Source organism: Arthrobacter sp. P4_F11, assembly GCF_056401395.1.
Window position 1 is genome coordinate 69,597 of sequence record NZ_JBFUJK010000014.1, and the last position, 17,763, is coordinate 87,359.

Here is a 17,763-nt window from a genome sequence, read left to right on the forward strand (position 1 = left end):
ACGAAGTGAGGAAAGCCCGTGCATTTCCACCACCACGGCTACGTATCCGGTGACCCGCGGGTCCAGCCGGCCGCCGGCGCCGGCATCGACCGGCCCACGCAGCTTCCCGACGAGGTTGATGTGCTGATCGTGGGCTCCGGCCCCGCCGGCATGCTCGCCGCGGCCCAGCTGTCCCAGTTCCCGGGCATCACCACCCGGATCGTGGAACGCCGGCCGGGCCGGCTCGCGATCGGCCAGGCCGACGGCATCCAGGCCCGCAGCGTCGAGACCTTCCAGGCCTTCGGTTTCGCCGAGCGGATCATCGCCGAGGCGTACCGCATCACGGAGATGGCGTTCTGGAAGCCGGATCCCGCGGACCCCTCGAACATCGTCCGCAGCGCCCGCACCCTCGATGACCCGGGCGGGATCAGCGAGTTCCCGCATCTCATCGTCAACCAGGCCCGCGTGCTCGACTACTTCGCCGAGTTCATGGCCATGTCCCCGAGCCGCATGAGCCCGGACTACGGGCTGGAGTTCCGCGGCCTGGAGGTCACCGGCGAGGGCGAGTACCCGGTCGCCGTGACGCTGGCGCACACCGCCGGTCCTGACGAGGGCCGGGAGCGTATCGTGCGGGCCAAGTACGTGGTGGGCGCGGACGGCGCCCGCAGCAAGGTGCGCGACTCGATCGGCTGCACCATGGCGGGCGACCAGGCCAACCACGCGTGGGGCGTCATGGACGTGCTCGCCGCCACGGACTTCCCCGACATCCGGCTCAAATGCGCCATCCAGTCCCACGACGGCGGCAGCATCCTGCTGATCCCGCGCGAGGGCGGGCATCTCTTCCGCATGTATGTCGATCTCGGCGAGGTCGCCGCGGACGACCGCGGTGCGGTCCGCAAGACCACCATCGAGCAGATCATCGCCAAGGCCAACGCGATCATCCACCCCTACACGCTCGACGTGCGCAACGTGGCCTGGCACAGCGTGTACGAGGTGGGCCACCGCCTTACCGACAGGTTCGACGACGTCCTCCCGGAGGAGCTGGGCACCCGCACGCCGCGGGTGTTCATCACCGGCGACGCATGCCACACGCACAGCGCCAAGGCCGGCCAGGGCATGAACGTCTCCATGCAGGACGGCTTCAACATCGGCTGGAAGCTCGGCCACGTGCTGGAGGGACGCAGCCCGGAGAGCCTGCTGTCCACGTACTCGGCCGAGCGGCAGGTGGTCGCGAAGAATCTGATCGACTTCGACAAGGTGTGGTCGACGCTCATGGCGAAGAAGCCCGAGGAATTTGAAAACCCCTCCGAGCTCGAGGACTTCTACGTGCGCACCGCCGAGTTCCCTGCCGGCTTCATGACCGAGTACTCGCCGTCGATGGTCGTCGCCGAGGCGACGCACCAGCAGCTGGCCACCGGCTTTCCCGTCGGCAAGCGCTTCAAGTCCGCGCCGGTTGTGCGGGTCTGCGACACCAACCCGGTCCAGCTCGGCCACCAGGCCACGGCGGACGGCCGCTGGCGCATCTACGTCTTCGCGGACCAGGCGGCGCCAGGACAACAGGCGGGGGCCCCGTCGCCCGCCGCGGACCTCGCCGCGTGGCTGGCCACCGCGCCGGACTCGCCGCTCGCCGCCACCCCCGCGGGGGCCGACCGTGACGCCTGGTTCGACGTGAAGGTCATCTACCAGCAGGATCACACGGGCATCGACATCGGCAACGTCCCCGCGGTGTTCAAACCGGAGGTGGGGCCGTTCCAGCTCCCCTACCTCGAAAAGGTCTACGGCACCGACCCGGCGGCGGACATCTTTGAGTTGCGCGGCATCGACCGCGGCGGCGTCGTCGTGGTGGTGCGCCCGGACCAGTACGTGGCCAACGTCCTGCCGCTGACTGCGACGGCGGAGTTTGCCGCGTTCTTCGCACCCCTGCTGCGGGCAGGGCGCGCCGCGGCGGTGTGACCGCGTGGGGTGGCCTTGTTCGCAAGGTTTGTCCAGGCTGGCGGTCAGAGGCCGGCTGCCTGCCTGGACCTGTATTCCGCGGCGGGGTAGACGCCAAGGATGCGAACCTCCGTGGTGAAGAACTCCAGTTCCTCCAGCGCCAGGCTGAGCGGCAAATCTTCGGGGTGCCCCTCGACGTCGGCCATGAACATTGTGGCCGCAAATTCGTTGCCCACCATGTAGCTTTCCAGCCGCGTCATGTTTACCCCGTTCGTGGCGAATCCTCCCAGCGCCTTGTAGAGGGCTGAGGGGACATTCCGGACACGGAATACAAAGCTGGTGACCGCCGGTCCGGACAGGATGTCCCGGGCCGGCAGCGGTTTTTCCCGTGCCAGAACCACGAACCGCGTGGTGTTGGAAGGGTCATCCTCGACGGCGGAGGCGAGCACTTCCAGGCCATAGAGCTGGGCCGCGAGTGGAGGAGCGAGCGACAGTTTTGTGGGATCGTTCCAGTCGCGCACTTCGCGGGCGGACCCGGCGGTATCGCCGGCGATCACGGGGCGCAGGCTGGCGGAGCGGATCAGCCGCCGGCACTGCCCTAACGCGTGGAGGTGGCTGTGGACCTCGGTGGCTGCCTCGATGGTGCTGCCCGGGATGCCCAGCAGGTCGAAGTGGATGGGCAGAAAATACTCGCCGACGATCTGCAGCCCGGACTGGGGCAGCAGCACATGGATATCGGCCACCCTGCCGGCAATGGAGTTTTCGATCGGGATCATGGCCAGGTCGGCGGTGCCGACGGCCACCAGTTCAAAGGCGTCTTCGAAACTCGCGCAGGGAACGCTCTCGAGGTCGGGGAACATCTGCATGCACGCAATATTGGAGTTGGCGCCCGGTTCACCCTGGTACGCAATCTTCTGGGCCATGCTCCGTATGGTTTCACGCCAGGCGCCCGCTCACCCAAGTAAGTCGCGGCAGGGCCGTTTGAGGACCAAAAACGGCCCCTGCTGCGACTCAGCTGGGGTTCAGATACTTGGCGAAGTGGTCCTCGATCCGCTGCCAGGCTTCCGGGGCCGATTCCGGATCCGGGCCGATGCCCATGACCCGCATGAGCGGCCGCAGCACCTTCGGCCCGGTCTCCACGTCGTTGAGGAAGGCGTGCCCGGCGTGCGGGAACTCCTTCACGTCGTTCTCCACGCCCAGCCCGTCGAGCACGGCCGCGAGTTTTGCCGCTTCGCCGGGCAGGGTGCGGTCCCGGCCGCCGAAGTTGGCCACGATCGGGCAGGCGCCGGCGAGGGCCTCCCCGGGGTCTTTCGGGCGCCGTCCGTAGTTGACGGCGGCGGCGTCGAAGCCGTCATTGGCCAGCAGCAGGGCGAAGCCGCCGCCCATGCAGAAGCCGATGACACCGATCTTGCCGGTGGTCCGGCCGGTTTCTCGCAGCCAGTCCCGGGCGGCGGCCAGATCGGTGAAGGCCCGGCCCTCGCCCGCGGACAGCGCGCGCATGGTGGCGACGAGGCAGCGGCGCGCCCCGCCGTCGCTGTACAGGTCTACGGCCAGTGTCAGGTAGCCGGCCGCCGCCATCCGGTCGGCGTGGCGGACGGTGATGTCGTCCAGGCCAAACGCCTCATGGACCATCAGGACCGCGGGGAACGGCCCTTCGCCCTGCGGCGTCGCCAGGTAGCCGCGCAGCGCCGGCGAACCGCCGGCGGCGACGCCGGACCTGCCGAGGTCAGTATTGCTGAGATCGCGGGTGGCGGGCTTGCCGCGTCCTGCGTGTGTCCGTACCATGCTGACCCCTCCGTCGGCTGTGGGGCCATTCTTGCACGGGCACAAAAAAGCGGCGCCGGAAATCCCCCAAAGGAAGATCCGGCGCCGCCAACGTTCTAAGGACTAGTCCTTCTTGAAGGCGTCCTTGACGTTTTCGCCGACCTTCTTCGCGTCGGCTACAACCTGGTCCTTCTGGCCCTCGGCGCGCAGCTGGTCGTTGCCAGTGGCGTTTCCGGCAGTTTCCTTGGCCTTGCCGCCGAGGTGCTCTGCTTCGTTCTGAATCTTGTCTCCGACACCCATGGTGTAGGCCACCTTTCGTTCCGGTTGAAAATACTGTCCGATCAGCCTAACACAAAGCATGCTTACTAATTCAAGGGGTCTCGCGGGGTAATTGTCCGGAGCGTCGTCCGCGGCAGCGGCGGGGCGGTTCGCGAAAGGATGAAATCCCCCCGGCCCGCGGGCTAGGCTCGAGGTCATGGACCACAAGACCACTCTCACGCAGCACATCAAGGCTCCGGCGGACGCGGTCTGGGCGGTGGTGTCGGACATTCCCGGATCTGCCGCGACCCTGTCCGGCGTCGAATCGATCCAGATGCTCACCGACGGACCCTATGCCGTGGGCACCCGCTGGAAGGAAACCCGAACCATGATGGGGCGCGCGGAAACGGTGGAGATGTGGGTTTCCCAGTCCGAGGCGCCGTCGAACGGCCGGGGCGGCAGCACCACCGTGAAGGCCCTCCAGGGCGGCGCCGACTACACCACCAGGTTCGCGCTCGCGGAGCGCGGCGGCGGAACCGACCTCACGCTGACCTTTGGCGCCGAAGTCATCAAGCCGACCCGGTTCAGCAGGATCATGCTCACCGTGTTCGGTCCGCTCGGGATGCGCATCACCCGCAAGGCGCTTGCAAAAGACCTGGCGGACATCGCGGCCAAGGCCGAGTGCCAGTGATGGTCCGGCGCACCGCGGCGGAGAAAACTCCCAAGGTCACCGCCCCCCGGCTCGCGCCGGTCCGGCCCGGGGATCTGCAGGACGACCCTGCCCCGGAGTTCCGGAGGGGTGTTCGGTACGACGGCGTCCGCTACAGCCGCGCGTCGGCAGACGGTCTGGACCTGGGCGGTACGGACTTTGCCGAGTGCGAATTCACCGGGGTGTCCTTCAATGAGACGCAGCTGCGGGGCGCGACTTTCCGTGACTGCATCCTGGCCGAGACGTACGCCCCGGTGCTGATGGCGGCCCGGACCAGCCTGCGGGATGTCGAGATCGGCAACCCCCGCTGGGGATCGGCGGAGCTCTATGAAAGCGGCTGGCAGTCCGTGCGGATCGACGGCGGCAAACTCGACTACGTGAACCTGCGCGGATCCAAGCTCACGGACGTGCAGATCAGCGACTGCATCATTAACGAGCTGGATCTGGGCTCCTGCACCGCCACGCGGGTCGCCTTGAAGAACTGCACGATCGGCACCCTCGATTTCACCGGAGCCCGGCTCAAGGACTTCGACCTCCGGGGCACCGACTTCCGCACCATCAGCGGTCTGGGCAGTCTGTCCGGCCTCGTCGTCGACGATCACCAGCTCACCCTGCTCGCGCCATTGCTTGCGGCTCATCTGGGCGTCGTCGTCGCGTAATCCGGCGGCATCCGGTTGACCCCCTTGCCCCGCCGTGTAATCTTTATAGAACGAACGGTCGGTAAATTACTCTGGTGCCGGCCCCGCTTTCTTGGTGAAGGATGTTCTCATGGTCGAGGCTTTTCTTGTTGGCGGCGCCCGCACTCCCGTGGGCCGCTACGGCGGCGCCCTCTCCGCAGTCCGCCCCGATGACCTGGCCGCACTGGTAGTCCGCGAGGCTGTGGCCCGCGCCGGCATCGATCCGGACACCATCGACGAGGTCATCCTCGGCAACGCCAACGGCGCCGGCGAAGAGAACCGCAACGTGGCCCGCATGGCCACCCTCCTTGCCGGGCTGCCCCTCCACATCTCCGGCATCACCGTGAACCGGCTCTGCGCCTCCGGGCTCAGCGCCATCATCATGGCCAGTCACATGATCAAGTCCGGCGCCGCGGACATCGTGATCGCCGGCGGCGTCGAATCCATGAGCCGCGCCCCATGGGTCCAGGAAAAACCCCGGACCGCCTTCGCCAAACCGGGCGAAATCTTCGACACCTCCATCGGCTGGCGTTTCGTCAACCCCCAGTTCACCAAGGGGGAGCTGTCCCGGGACGGCAAAATGACTTACTCCATGCCGGAGACGGCAGAAGAAGTGGGGCGGGTTGACGGCATCTCGCGGGAGGACGCCGACGCCTTCGCCGTCCGCTCCCACGAACGCGCCCTGGCCGCCATCGCCGCCGGCCGCTTCGCCGAGGAAATCGTCCCCGTGACCGTCAAGACCCGCAAGGGCGAGACCGTGGTGGACACCGATGAGGGCCCCCGCGCCGGCACCACCATGGACGTCCTCGCCGGGCTCCGGCCGGTAGTCAAGGGCGGCTCGATCGTCACCGCCGGCAACTCCTCCACCCTCAACGACGGCGCCTCCGCCATCATCGTTGCCTCGGAGGCCGCGATCCAGAAGCTTGGCCTCACGGCCCGCGCCCGCATCATCGACGGCGCCTCAGCCGGCTGCGAGCCCGAAATCATGGGCATCGGTCCGGTTCCGGCCACCCAGAAGGTGCTCGCCCGTTCCGGGCTCAGCGTCGATGACCTCGGCGCCGTCGAGCTCAACGAGGCGTTCGCGACCCAGTCCCTGGCCAGCATGCGCCGGCTCGGCCTCGACCCGGAGATCGTGAACCGCGACGGCGGCGCGATCTCCCTGGGCCACCCGCTGGGGTCCTCCGGTTCCCGGATCGCCATCACACTGCTGGGCCGGATGGAACGCGAAAACGCCAAGATCGGCCTCGCCACCATGTGCATCGGCGTCGGCCAGGGCACGGCCATGCTGCTGGAGCGGGTCTAGTGGCGGCCCCGGCCCTCGACCCGGCGGGCTTCGGCACGCTCCTGGTCGAAGAACGCGAGGACCGCGTGGTGGTGGTGCTCAACCGCCCCGAGGTCCGCAACGCGATCGACCAGCAGATGGTCGATGAACTCCACACTGTCTGCGCCCATCTCGAGCGGCATCCCAAAGTCCTCATCATCGCCGGCACTGACGGGGTGTTCGCCTCAGGCGCCGACATCGGCCAGCTGCGCGAACGCCGCCGCGACGATGCCCTGCAGGGCATCAATTCCACCATTTTCGTCCGGATCACCAAGCTGCCGATGCCCGTCATCGCGGCACTGGACGGCTTCTGCCTGGGCGGCGGCGCCGAACTGGCGTACGCCGCCGACTTCCGGATCGGCACCCCGTCCGTCCGGATCGGCAATCCCGAAACCGGACTCGGCATCCTGGCCGCCGCCGGCGCCAGCTGGCGCCTCAAGGAACTCGTGGGGGAGCCCGTCGCCAAGGAAATGCTGCTCGCCGGTTCCGTGCTGCGCGCAGAACGTGCCCTCGCGGTCAATCTCATCACCGAAATCCATGAACCGTCCGATCTGATGGCCGCGGCCCACAGCGTCGCCGACCGGATTGCCACGCAGGATCCGCTCGCCGTCCGGATCACCAAATCCGTGTTCCATGCCCCGGCCGAGGCGCATCCCCTCATTGACCAGCTGGCACAGGGGATCCTCTTCGAATCCCAGGCCAAGTTCGACCGTATGCAGACATTCCTGGATAGGAAATCAGCGAAGAAATCAGAAAAGAAGTCAGCCAAAGAACCAGGGAAGCAGAAATAGACATGGGCAACTCCGTACTCCCCGCCAACCTTCCCAACAGCAACCTTCCCCACTCCGTGGGAGTTCTCGGCGGCGGCCGCATGGGCGCAGGCATCGCCCACGCCTTCCTGATCAACGGAGCCAACGTCGTGGTCGTCGAGCGCGACGAGGCGTCGGCCGAGGCCGCCCGGGAGCGGGTCGAGTCCGCCGCCGCCAAGAGCATTGAGCGCGGCGCCGTAGACGGCAACCTGGACGAGATCGTTTCCCGGCTCGCGGTCACCGTGGACTACGACGACTTCGCCGGCCGGCAGCTGGTGGTCGAGGCCGTTCCGGAGGACTGGGACCTGAAGATCACCGCACTGCGCGGCATCGAGGAACGGCTCGCCGACGGCGCCTACCTCGCCTCCAACACGTCCTCGCTCTCCGTCAACGGTCTGGCCCGCGAACTGAAGCGGCCGCAGAACTTCCTGGGCCTGCACTTCTTCAACCCGGTGCCGGCGTCGACGCTCATCGAGGTGGTCCTCGGCGAGCAGACTTCCGACGCCCTGGCCCGGGCCGCCCGCGGGTGGGTCGAAGCGCTCGGCAAGACCGCCGTCGTGGTCAACGACGCGCCCGGCTTCGCCTCCTCCAGGCTGGGCGTCGCGATCGCCCTCGAAGCGATGCGCATGGTGGAAGAGGGCGTGGCCACCGCCGAAGACATCGACAACGCCATGGTGCTGGGTTACAAGCACCCCACGGGACCGCTGCGGACCACCGACATAGTGGGCCTGGACGTGCGCCTTGGCATCGCGGAGTACCTGCAGTCCACGCTGGGTGACCGTTTCGCTCCGCCGCAGATCCTCCGCGACAAGGTCGCCCGCGGCGAACTGGGCCGCAAGTCCGGCAAGGGCTTCTTCGACTGGACCAAGTGACGGGCATTCGTGCCTGCCCCTAGGATGGTGCGGTGACTTCCCTGGACCGCCCCGCGATCGCGCCCATCACCCTGACCGGCAAGTACGTCGTCCTTGAGCCGCTGAGCCCGGACCACCATGACGGCCTTGTCGAGGCGGCACGCGACGGCGAGCTGTGGCACCTCTGGTACACCAGCGTGCCCGCCCCGCAGCACATGGCCGCCGAGATTGAGCGTCGCCTGGCCCTGCAGGACAGCGGCGCCATGCTGCCCTTCACCACGCGGCTGCTCGACCCCGCCACGGGCGGACCGGGCCGGGTGATCGGCATGACCACCTACATGAACATCGACGCCGCCACGCCGCGGGTGGAGATCGGCTCCACCTGGAACGCGGCGTCCGCGCATGGCAGCGGCAGCAACCCGGACTCCAAGTTGCTGCTGCTGCGGCACGCCTTCGAGACGCTGGGCTGCCCCGCCGTCGAGTTCCGGACGCACTGGCTCAACCACCAGTCCCGCGAGGCGATCACGCGGCTGGGGGCCAAACAGGACGGCGTGCTCCGCAGCCACACGCGCAGCGCCGACGGGGCGCTGCGGGACACCGTTGTGTATTCCATCCTGGAACATGAGTGGCCGATGGTCCGGAACTCCCTCGAATCCCGGCTGGCCAAGCGGCGCTAGCGTGCCGAGTAGGCCTTGGCCCCGTTAAGCGATGCGAAGTACGCCTCGTAGCCCCGGGCGTTCGGGTGGAAGTTTTCGGGACTGGCGAGGGCCGTACGGCTGAAATTGATCCACGGGGCCGCAGAGTTCACGCCGTGACCGGCGAAAGCGGCCCGGACGTCGACGTACTCCGCTCCGGTAGCCCGGGCGGCGGCGGCGATGGAGCCGTTCAGGCCGTCCGCCAGAACCGTGGCCTTGTAGATGAACCGGGACATCGGATCAGCCTGGCCGGGCGCGACCGGATCGTAGAGGTAGGGGTAGCCCGTCACTACAACCTTGGCGTTGGGGGCGGCAACCTTCACGCGCTGGATCATCGCTGTCACGTCGCCGGACAGTCGATGGCTGGAGATCTGGCCCTCGGCGTAGGCACTGGCGGCATCGCACAGCGGACCCGCAGCGGGATTGACCATGGCGGCGCCGCAGGAGGCGAGGATTTCCGCAAACCGGAGGTTGTTGCCGCCGGCGGTGATGGTGACGAGCCCGGTGCTCCTGGTCAACCGCCTGAGCTGGGTGTTGACGACGTCCTGGGTCGTCTTGCCGCTGCAGGCCGCGTTGGCGACGAGTTTGATGGTCTTCGTGTGGGCGGCGAGTTCGGAATAGCTGTTCTCGCTGCGGTAGCAATCATCCAGGTACGGCCCCGCCCCCAGCCCGGCGGCATAGGAGTCTCCGAGCGCGACGTACCGTGTCCTGTTCGCCGCCTCCGCCGGTACCGCCGCCACACCGGCCGCCATGGCCAGGGCGGCGAGACCGGCCGCCAGCGCCGTCCGCCGGCGTCGAAGTTTCAGAGGTCCCATGGTGTTCTCCTCAGTGGCACCCCGGGTTCAGCGCCCGTGCCGTGAAAAACGTGCTGCGAAGCGTTAACCCCGCACCATGCCAATGGTCCCATTGTGTATAACGTTTGTGAATCCTGCCGCGGATGGCGTCGGTGCGTGTGCTTAGCTTTCTGGATGATGATTCCTGCAGCGCCCCTGGGCCAAGCCAAGGGGCAGGCGGTGCCCGGAACCGTGGAGTGGGATGGGGCCGTCAACGCGTGGCACGTGGCCGGGGACGTGTTCCGCATGGGACGGCGGGAGTGGCTCACCGAGGCCGGCTGGCGGCAGGTGCACCGCCGGGGCATCCGGACCGTCATCGACCTCCGCAACGAAGCCGAAATCCGGCGTCGGGAGACCGATCCGCCGGTGCGGGCTGAGGCCCTGGCCGGTTTCGACGTCGTGCTGGCCCCCACCGAAGACCCGGACAACCGCGAATTCCGCGAGCTCTGCGTGCCGTACCTCAACGACCCCGCCTGTTATGCGGACAACGCCAGGCTGTTCCCGCACCTGCTGGCCCGGGTCTTCAAGGCGGTGGCCGCCGCGGAGGGCGGTGTGGTCATCCATTGCTCCGCGGGGCGGGACCGGAGCGGCATGATCGCCGCCATGCTCCAGGACCTCGCCGGTGACAGCGACGAAGCCATTGTGAACGGCTACCAGCGCTCCATGCGGGGCATCAACGGGCACCTCCGGCACGCCGCCGTCCCGCATCCCCACGAGCGCTTCCTCCCCGAGAACGTGTTGGTGCCCCTGCTGGAATCCCGGGGCCAGAGCCTGTTGCAATTTGTCCGGTCCCTGAACACTGCGGACTACCTCTTCCGCCACGGCGTGACCACCCCGGAACTCGCGGCCATCCTCGGAAAGCTCGGCAGATAGGGTGGGCGCAGTTAGGGTAGGCCAGTGAAGACTCCGAAGTTCCAGCCGATGGTGCGGGCCGCCGCGGCCCTCGCGATTGCGCTTGCCGGTACCGTGCCTGCCTTTGCGCTGACCGCGGTCCCGGCGATGGCCGAAGCCAACGCCCCCGCCCCAGTCCCTGCCGACCCGGCGCCGGCTGCGTCGGCGATGGCGACGCCGGTTTCGACGGCGGTCCCAGTGCCGCCGGCTGACGCGCCTTTGGCCGGTTCTTCTCCGGTGCCGTCCGCGACGCCGATCAGTGATGCCGGCCTCGCCGAGGCCGTGCGGCGGGACCTTGGCATGACCCTCGCCGAATTCGACGCCGCCGGTGCGCTTGCCCGCCGGGCCGCCGACGCCGCACCCTCCCTTCGGGCCCTCCCGGGTTATGTGGGGATCAGCCTCTCAGGCGGCAAGATCGCGGTTGAAGGCAGCGGCGCCGAGCTCCGGGCCCGCGTGGCCGAACTGAACGGGTCCGGGCCGGCCGACTTCCTGCTTGCGGCCCCCGCGGCCGCCGCCGCTGTCCCGTCAGCCGCGGAGCTGCTGGCCTCCAGCACCCAGCAACTGTTCGAGGCCTATGTCCGCGAGGTCGGGGCCGCCGGGCTGCAGGCCGTCACCTACACAGACGGCCACTTTGTCATCCGCACCGGCGGCCAGAACACGGCGCAGGCCGTTCCGGCGTCCGACGCCGTTCCCGCCTCCGATTTGAACGAGCAGGCGGCGACAGCGCCCGGCACGAAGCCCAAGATGTCCGCTGCGGATTTCGTGGCCCGCTACTCCAATGTGGCGCTTGAACAAGGATCGCGGATCGCTACGGAAGAGGACCTCTTTGGCGGCCAAGGGTACATCATTGACGGCCGCACCGTGTGTTCGGCAGGATTCAGTGCCTTCAGCCCGGCGGGTGAGCCACTGGTCCTGACCGCCGGGCACTGCGCCGCTGACGGTACCGCGAAGGAGACCCAGATTGAAGATCCCGCGGCGGCGCCGGCGGCAGGCGGGGCCGGTTCAGGAGCGTTCGCCGGAACACTGGGGACATTCGGGTTCAGCCAGTTCGGCGGGCCGGGCAATTCCACAGTGGCGCCGGATGGCACGAACGTCGGCACGGACATCGCCGTGCTCCGGGGCATCCGGAGCAGCTTGGCCCTCCAGCCCGCCGTCACGCGGTGGGACAACCCCGCCGCTCCGGGGCCGACGTCGGTGAAGATCGTGGGAACCGTGGCCCCGTTCCAGGGTCAGCCCGTGTGCCGCTCCGGCCGGAGCCTGGGCTGGTCGTGCGGGACCGTGGATTCGGTGGGCACGTGGGTCATCGCCGGACCGAACTCCCTGCCGCCGAACTATGACAACGATCTCCGGGCGCTGAACGGTTTCGACTCCAGTACCGTCAAGTCCCGCCCCGGAGACTCCGGCGGCCCTTGGATCAGCGGGAACTTCGCCGTCGGCATGCACACTGGGGCGGAAAACGAGGGTGGCGTACAGACGCGGGCCATCGCGACTACGCTCGAGGACGCAGCAGGCAAGGTGCCCGGCGGCGTGCAGCTGCAGCTGTTCCTGACCAAGCCAACGCTCGCGGCCCCAAACGGAACCGTCACAGCCGGTGAGCTGATTACGGGACACGTTGGACCCGGTCCGGCCTCCGTCGTGGCTCCGAAGTCCAAGGTCCGCATCACCGTTGGGGCGCAAAGGCTCGAAGTGCCGGTGGATGCTGCCGGGAACTGGGCTTTCCGAGCTCCGCTACCGAGTGGGCGGATGGCTTTCTTAGCGGAGACCGTGAACGGCTTCAGCCGTTCTGGACCGGCATCCTTTACGGCCAGCATCGCACCAGCCCCACTTCCGGCGCCCGTAGTGACGACCCCGACAGGTACCCCGCTTCCTGCACTGGACAGCATCGCCGGCACCGGTATGCCCGGCGCCACCGTTATATTGTCGGGCGATGTCGCCGGTTCGGGGACCATCGGTCTGGACGGTCGCTGGAGCATCAAGGTGGCAGATCAGCCGCTCTTCGGGAAAGTCTCGGTCAAGGCAGTGCTCACGGCTCCCGGAGAGGCGGACAGCCCCTTCGCGACCAGCACGTACACCGTCGTTCCGCCGGTGCCGGCGGTCTCGAGCATCCGTGAGGGCAAACATCTCCGTATGGACCGCCTTCCCATCGACATTTCCGGCACCGCCATTGATGGGGCCGACGTGCGAGTAACGATGGACGGAGCGGCCATCGGCTCAGTACTTGCCGGTTCTGGCAGTGCGGGAGCTTCCGGCAGTTCCGGGGCGCGGGCGGCCCTTCGGCCAGGGATTCCGCAGAACCTGGCCGGAGGCCCCCGGTGGAGCGTCCCGTTCCCTGCGGGACTGGCCACCGGAGCCCACACGCTGACAGTGACGCAAACCGTTGACGGGGTCGCTTCGCTTCCTGCCACCGTGGCATTCACGGTCGACGCCGCGCCCGTCTCCGCGGGTGCCGTGGACGGGAAGCCGACACCGCATCGACCGGCCGCCCAACAGCCGGTCAACCCCGCCGGACCACTCAAACCCTCGCAGGCTCCCGCCCCGCCGTCGGACAACTCCGTCGTTGTCGGCAACACGGCACCAGGCAACATGCCGGGCACCTCAGGCCAGTTGGCGAACACGGGCGCCGGCGGGCTCCTGCCCGTGGCCGGTATAGGCGCCGGAGCCCTGCTGCTCGGCGCGGCCTTCGTGGCGTTCGGCCGGCGCCGGGCGGTGCGTTAGCCGGGGCTCCAAGCCCGGGCTCGCCGGAAGGCCGCGGGGTCGCCGTACGGCTACGGCGACCCCGCAAGTTTTGGGCGAATCCGGGCGTTCGGGACAAATTCGGGACAAATCAGCGAGCCGCGGGTTACTGGAAGTCAGCCAGCCAGAGATCCGGGCCGAAAACCTCGTACTGAATGTCCTTTGCGGGGACGCCACCGGCAATCAAGGCGCTCCGAACCGACTTCAGGAACGGCAGGGGACCGCAGAGGTAGTACTCGGCGTCGTCCGGGAGTTCGACGTCGCTGACGTCCATGAAACCGGAGAACACGGAACCGCCCGCCTCGCCGGTCCCGCCCGCCTCGCCGGTCCCCGCTGTCTCCGCGGGAGTCAGGAACCACGTCTTCAGGGTCCCGTCCGCGAGTTTCGCGAGATCTTCCCTGACCTGCGCACGGAGCGGGAAGGATGCCTCGCTGTCATCTGCATGCAGCAGCATCACCTGGCGTCGTGAACCGGACTGCACCAGGTGCGAGAGCATCCCGGCCATGGGCGTGATGCCGATTCCCGCGCTGGCCATGACCAGGGGCCTGTCCGTGTACTCCAGCACAACGTCGCCGAACGGAGCTGAGAGCACCACCTCGTCGCCTACCTGCACGTCATTGTGGAGCAGACTGGACATCTCGCCGTCGGGAGTCGGAAGCCCGTGGACCCTCTTGACGGCGAACTGCCGGTGCTGCCCGTCGTCGGCCTTGGTCAGGCTGTATTGCCGGGGCTGCTGTACGCCGTCGGGCATGGTCATCTTGAGGGTCACGTACTGCCCGGGCAGGGACGGCTTGACGTCCCGCTCGTCGGTCCGCTCGACGACGAACGAGATGACGTCGGCGGTCTCCTGGATCCGCTGCACCACCCGCCACGTCCGCCAAATGGTCTCGGGGGAGAGGTGCACTGCGTTGTACAGCCCGCGCTCCTTGTTGATAAGCAGGTTCGCCATCAGCCAGTAGACCTCATCCCAGGCGGCGGCGACCTCGGGAGTGACGGCATCGCCCAGAACATCCACGATCGCCCACATGAGGTGGTCGTGGACAATCTGGTACTGGTCCGGGCTTAGTCCCAGCGAGACGTGTTTGTGGGCCACCCGGGAGAGCAGATGGTCCGGCACCTGGTCCGGTTTCTCCACGAGCATGCCGGCGAATGCCGCGATGGATCCGGCGAGCGCCTGCTGCTGGCGGCCATCCGCCTGGTTTCCCCGGTTGAAGAGGCCGTCCAGGAGATCCGGCTGCGCCTCGAACATATGTTTGTAGAAGCGCTTGGCGATCTCCTCGATATGCTCGCCGACTACGGGCAGCGTTGCCTGAATGACGGGAAGTGAGGTGTCTGAGAGCATGGTGGATCCCTTCCGGTGAGACCGGTGATACCCGGCGGTGCCGGGCGACTCAGCACTTCAAAGCTAACAGCCGCGGCACCGTGCCTTCCGGGCCGATCGGCCCTACATCGGGGGCGGGGGCCGGTGTAGGCGCGTGCTCAGGCCCGGGTGCTCACCCGCTCAGGCCCCGGCTCGCCGGAAAGTGGCAGGGTCGCCGGAAAGATACGGCGAACCCGCAGCGTTCCGGCGACCTCGACGGGCGGGGGTGCTCAGGCCTTGCGGTCCAGCAGCAGGTTGGTGATCCGCAGCGTGCAGATTCGCTGGCCGGTCTCGTTCGTGATCAGCACCTCGTGGGTGGTCAGGGTGCCGCCCAGATGGATAGGGGTGGCCGTGATCGTGATCAGTCCCTCGCGGGCCGACTTGTGGTGCGTGGCCGAGACGTCGACGCCCACCGCCGTCTTGCCCAGGGTGCTGGCGTGGATGACGGCGGCCCAGGACCCCACGGCCTCGCCCACGGCCAGTGAGGCGCCGCCGTGCAGGAGCCCGAACGACTGCCGGTTGCCCTCCACCGGCATGGTCGCGACCACGCGGTCCACGGACTCCTCGACGATCTTCACGCCCATCTTCTCGTCGAGTTCCCCCAGGGTGATTTTCCACAACTCGGTGCTGCCGGTCTCGGGCGTCATAGCGTCTCCTTTGTTGCCGGCCGGCCGGGTCCCGGACGGTCGGTGCCGCCGCGGCTAGTGTGCGGCAGGCCTCCTTCATGTACTGTAGATCATATTACCGAACGGACGGTCAGTAATGTTCCGGCCGTGTTGATCTTGCTCCCCCGTTGGAAGGACCCGTCAACGATGACCACCACAGCCGCACCCGCAGTAGACACTGTCGAGATCGTTCCCAGTTTCATCCGGGGTTCCTGGTGGACTCCCGACGACGCCGCCGCCGCCGGCGCGGCGCCGGTACTGGACGCCAGCACCGGCGAACTCCTGGCGAAGGTGAGCACCGAGGGGCTCGACCTCGCCGCCGTCGTGGATTACGGCCGCACCACCGGCCAGACGGAACTTGGCACGCTGACCTTCCACCAGCGCGCGCTCAAGCTCAAGGAACTGGCGCAGTACCTCAATGGCCGCCGCGAGGAGTTCTACGCGCTCTCGGCGCAGACCGGCGCCACCAAGATCGACTCTATGATCGACATCGACGGCGGCATCGGCGTCCTGTTCACCTTTGGGTCCAAGGGCCGCCGGGAGCTGCCCAACTCCCAGGTGGTGGTGGATGGCCCCATGGAGGTGCTGTCCCGCGACGGCTCGTTCGCCGGTGAGCACATATACACCCGCATCCCCGGCGTCGCCGTGCAGATCAACGCCTTCAACTTCCCGGTCTGGGGCATGCTGGAGAAGCTTGCCCCGGCCTTCCTCGCCGGCGTCCCCACCATCGTCAAGCCCGCCACCCCCACCGGGTACGTGGCCGCCGCCGTGGTCAAGGCGATCGACGAATCCGGCATCCTGCCCACCGGCTCGCTGCAGCTGATTTCCGGCTCGGTCCGCACGCTGCTGGACCACCTGGACTACCGCGACCTCGTGGCCTTCACCGGCTCCGCGTCGACCGCCAACACGCTCAAGTCGCACCCCAATGTGGTCAAGGGCGGGGTCCGCTTCACCTCCGAGACCGACTCCCTGAATGCCGCGATCCTGGGCCCGGATGCGGTCAAGGGCACACCGGAATTCGACGCCTTCATCAAGTCCCTCGTCACCGAGATGACCGCCAAGGCCGGCCAGAAATGCACCTCGATCCGCCGTGCGATCGTGCCGCAGGAACTCGTCGCCGACGTCACCGCGGCCGTGGGGGACCGCATCCGCGAACGCGTCGTGCTCGGTGATCCCCGCGCCGAGGGCGTCACCATGGGCGCCCTGGCCTCCCGCGAGCAGCTCGCCGACGTGCGCGCCGCCGTACAGTCCATGCTTGACGCCGGCGGGGAGCTCGCCTACGGCACGCTCGACGCGCCCAAGGTCACCAGCGCGGACGGCAGCATCGGCGTCGTCGACGGCGGCGCCTTCATGTCCCCGGTCCTGCTGAGCTGGGCCAACCCGGAGGCCGAGGAGGTCCACTCGCTCGAGGCATTCGGCCCGGTGTCCTCGGTGATCGGCTACACGGACCTGGCCGACGCCGTCCGCCTCGCCGCCCGCGGCGGTGGCTCGCTGGTCGCCTCGGTCTGCACGAACGATCCCGCCGTGGCCCAGCAGCTGGTCACCGGCATCGCGGCCCACCACGGCCGCGTGCTCATGCTCAACCGCGAGGACGCCCGCAGCTCCACCGGCCACGGCTCCCCGGTCCCGCACCTGGTCCACGGCGGTCCCGGCCGTGCCGGCGGCGGCGAGGAGCTCGGCGGCATCCGCTCGGTGATGCACCACATGCAGCGCACCGCCATCCAGGGCTCGCCGAACATGCTCACCGCCGTCACCGGCGTCTGGCACACCGGAGCGGACCGTAACTTCACGCTCGAGACCGAGGGCCAGCACCCGTTCCGGAAATCCCTCGCCACCCTGCACATCGGCGACGCCATCCGCTCGGAGCTGCGGGAGGTCTCGCTGGAGGAAATCACCAAGTTCGCGAACTCCACCGGCGACACCTTCTACGCCCACACCAATCAGGAAGCCGCCGCGGCCAACCCCTTCTTCCCGGGCATCGTGGCGCACGGCTACCTCCTGCTCAGCTGGGCCGCCGGCCTGTTCGTGGAGCCCGCGCCGGGTCCGGTCCTGGCCAACTACGGCCTGGAGAACCTGCGGTTCATCACCCCCGTGGCCGCGGGCGATTCCATCCGCGTGACCCTGACGGCCAAGAAGATCACCCCGCGCGAGACCGACGAGTACGGCGAGGTGGCCTGGGACGCCGTCCTGACCAACCAGAACGACGAAATCGTCGCGACCTACGACGTCCTGACTCTCGTCGAGAAGTAACCTCACCCGACGCTCCCTCACGTCCTGCGGGTCCAG

At 68.1% G+C, this 17,763-nt stretch carries 16 protein-coding genes; 10 read left to right on the top strand and 6 right to left on the bottom strand.

Annotation, left to right across the window (positions count from 1 at the left end):
* Window positions 1-18 precede the first annotated feature (18 nt).
* Window positions 19-1,932 (top strand): FAD-binding monooxygenase, encoded by a 1,914-nt coding sequence (locus tag AC1DRO_RS15440; RefSeq protein WP_476951485.1) that lies wholly within the window; start codon window positions 19-21, stop codon window positions 1,930-1,932.
* Window positions 1,933-1,976: 44 nt separating this feature from the next.
* Here AC1DRO_RS15440 and AC1DRO_RS15445 read toward each other — a convergent pair whose 3' ends face one another.
* The 3 genes from AC1DRO_RS15445 to AC1DRO_RS15455 all read right to left on the bottom strand — a co-directional run bounded on the left by AC1DRO_RS15445 (window position 1,977) and on the right by AC1DRO_RS15455 (window position 3,975).
* The gene (locus tag AC1DRO_RS15445; RefSeq protein ID WP_476951486.1) at window positions 1,977-2,834 is read right to left on the bottom strand and encodes a prephenate dehydratase; all 858 of its coding nucleotides are present in this window, start codon (window positions 2,832-2,834) and stop codon (window positions 1,977-1,979) included.
* Window positions 2,835-2,922: 88 nt separating this feature from the next.
* Window positions 2,923-3,696, bottom strand: coding sequence for a dienelactone hydrolase family protein (locus AC1DRO_RS15450; RefSeq protein ID WP_476951487.1), 774 nt, complete (start codon window positions 3,694-3,696; stop codon window positions 2,923-2,925).
* 102 nt (window positions 3,697-3,798) lie between these two features.
* The gene (locus tag AC1DRO_RS15455) at window positions 3,799-3,975 is read right to left on the bottom strand and encodes a CsbD family protein (protein ID WP_043435744.1); all 177 of its coding nucleotides are present in this window, start codon (window positions 3,973-3,975) and stop codon (window positions 3,799-3,801) included.
* 175 nt (window positions 3,976-4,150) lie between these two features.
* Here AC1DRO_RS15455 and AC1DRO_RS15460 point away from each other — a divergent pair, with 175 nt between their 5' ends.
* From AC1DRO_RS15460 to AC1DRO_RS15485, 6 genes are all read left to right on the top strand, one after another.
* The gene (locus AC1DRO_RS15460; RefSeq protein WP_028276393.1) at window positions 4,151-4,624 is read left to right on the top strand and encodes an SRPBCC family protein; all 474 of its coding nucleotides are present in this window, start codon (window positions 4,151-4,153) and stop codon (window positions 4,622-4,624) included.
* Entirely contained in the window at window positions 4,624-5,301 is a 678-nt protein-coding gene (locus tag AC1DRO_RS15465; protein ID WP_028276392.1) for a pentapeptide repeat-containing protein, read from the top strand. The genes AC1DRO_RS15460 and AC1DRO_RS15465 overlap by 1 nt, the downstream gene beginning before the upstream one ends.
* A 109-nt stretch (window positions 5,302-5,410) precedes the next feature.
* Window positions 5,411-6,622 (top strand): thiolase family protein, encoded by a 1,212-nt coding sequence (locus tag AC1DRO_RS15470; protein WP_476951488.1) that lies wholly within the window; start codon window positions 5,411-5,413, stop codon window positions 6,620-6,622.
* The gene (locus AC1DRO_RS15475; protein WP_476951489.1) at window positions 6,622-7,431 is read left to right on the top strand and encodes an enoyl-CoA hydratase/isomerase family protein; all 810 of its coding nucleotides are present in this window, start codon (window positions 6,622-6,624) and stop codon (window positions 7,429-7,431) included. Before AC1DRO_RS15470 ends, AC1DRO_RS15475 begins: the two co-directional genes overlap by 1 nt.
* 2 nt (window positions 7,432-7,433) lie before the next feature.
* Window positions 7,434-8,321, top strand: a complete 888-nt coding sequence (locus AC1DRO_RS15480; protein WP_476951490.1) for a 3-hydroxyacyl-CoA dehydrogenase family protein — start codon at window positions 7,434-7,436, stop codon at window positions 8,319-8,321.
* Between the two features lie 32 nt (window positions 8,322-8,353).
* Entirely contained in the window at window positions 8,354-8,977 is a 624-nt protein-coding gene (locus AC1DRO_RS15485) for a GNAT family N-acetyltransferase (protein WP_476951491.1), read from the top strand.
* Here AC1DRO_RS15485 and AC1DRO_RS15490 read toward each other — a convergent pair.
* Complete coding sequence (locus AC1DRO_RS15490) at window positions 8,974-9,810, bottom strand: SGNH/GDSL hydrolase family protein (RefSeq protein WP_476951492.1); 837 nt, start codon at window positions 9,808-9,810, stop codon at window positions 8,974-8,976. The genes AC1DRO_RS15485 and AC1DRO_RS15490 overlap by 4 nt on opposite strands.
* A 153-nt stretch (window positions 9,811-9,963) precedes the next feature.
* On the opposite strand from AC1DRO_RS15490, the gene AC1DRO_RS15495 reads away from it, so the two are divergent.
* Entirely contained in the window at window positions 9,964-10,701 is a 738-nt protein-coding gene (locus AC1DRO_RS15495; RefSeq protein WP_476951493.1) for a tyrosine-protein phosphatase, read from the top strand.
* A 24-nt stretch (window positions 10,702-10,725) separates the two neighbouring features.
* Window positions 10,726-13,434, top strand: coding sequence for a S1 family peptidase (locus tag AC1DRO_RS15500; RefSeq protein ID WP_476951494.1), 2,709 nt, complete (start codon window positions 10,726-10,728; stop codon window positions 13,432-13,434).
* Window positions 13,435-13,558: 124 nt separating this feature from the next.
* Here the strand turns inward: AC1DRO_RS15500 and AC1DRO_RS15505 are convergent, their stop codons facing one another.
* Window positions 13,559-14,794, bottom strand: a complete 1,236-nt coding sequence (locus AC1DRO_RS15505) for a globin domain-containing protein (RefSeq protein ID WP_476951495.1) — start codon at window positions 14,792-14,794, stop codon at window positions 13,559-13,561.
* A gap of 248 nt (window positions 14,795-15,042) precedes the next feature.
* Window positions 15,043-15,459, bottom strand: a complete 417-nt coding sequence (locus AC1DRO_RS15510; RefSeq protein WP_223913660.1) for a PaaI family thioesterase — start codon at window positions 15,457-15,459, stop codon at window positions 15,043-15,045.
* 165 nt (window positions 15,460-15,624) lie between these two features.
* Here AC1DRO_RS15510 and paaZ point away from each other — a divergent pair, with 165 nt between their 5' ends.
* Entirely contained in the window at window positions 15,625-17,727 is a 2,103-nt protein-coding gene (gene paaZ / locus AC1DRO_RS15515) for a phenylacetic acid degradation bifunctional protein PaaZ (RefSeq protein WP_476951496.1), read from the top strand.
* Window positions 17,728-17,763: the final 36 nt, after the last annotated feature.

What these genes read in the sequence shown, in the direction of transcription:
- AC1DRO_RS15445 (WP_476951486.1), bottom strand. Translation starts at nt 2,834, where the DNA reads ATGGCCCAGAAGATTGCGTACCAGGGTGAACCGGGCGCCAACTCCAAT.
- AC1DRO_RS15450 (WP_476951487.1), bottom strand. Translation starts at nt 3,696, where the DNA reads ATGGTACGGACACACGCAGGACGCGGCAAGCCCGCCACCCGCGATCTC.
- AC1DRO_RS15455 (WP_043435744.1), bottom strand. Translation starts at nt 3,975, where the DNA reads ATGGGTGTCGGAGACAAGATTCAGAACGAAGCAGAGCACCTCGGCGGC.
- AC1DRO_RS15460 (WP_028276393.1), top strand. Translation starts at nt 4,151, where the DNA reads ATGGACCACAAGACCACTCTCACGCAGCACATCAAGGCTCCGGCGGAC.
- AC1DRO_RS15465 (WP_028276392.1), top strand. Translation starts at nt 4,624, where the DNA reads ATGGTCCGGCGCACCGCGGCGGAGAAAACTCCCAAGGTCACCGCCCCC.
- AC1DRO_RS15470 (WP_476951488.1), top strand. Translation starts at nt 5,411, where the DNA reads ATGGTCGAGGCTTTTCTTGTTGGCGGCGCCCGCACTCCCGTGGGCCGC.
- AC1DRO_RS15480 (WP_476951490.1), top strand. Translation starts at nt 7,434, where the DNA reads ATGGGCAACTCCGTACTCCCCGCCAACCTTCCCAACAGCAACCTTCCC.
- AC1DRO_RS15490 (WP_476951492.1), bottom strand. Translation starts at nt 9,810, where the DNA reads ATGGGACCTCTGAAACTTCGACGCCGGCGGACGGCGCTGGCGGCCGGT.
- AC1DRO_RS15495 (WP_476951493.1), top strand. Translation starts at nt 9,964, where the DNA reads ATGATGATTCCTGCAGCGCCCCTGGGCCAAGCCAAGGGGCAGGCGGTG.
- AC1DRO_RS15505 (WP_476951495.1), bottom strand. Translation starts at nt 14,794, where the DNA reads ATGCTCTCAGACACCTCACTTCCCGTCATTCAGGCAACGCTGCCCGTA.
- AC1DRO_RS15510 (WP_223913660.1), bottom strand. Translation starts at nt 15,459, where the DNA reads ATGACGCCCGAGACCGGCAGCACCGAGTTGTGGAAAATCACCCTGGGG.
- paaZ (WP_476951496.1), top strand. Translation starts at nt 15,625, where the DNA reads ATGACCACCACAGCCGCACCCGCAGTAGACACTGTCGAGATCGTTCCC.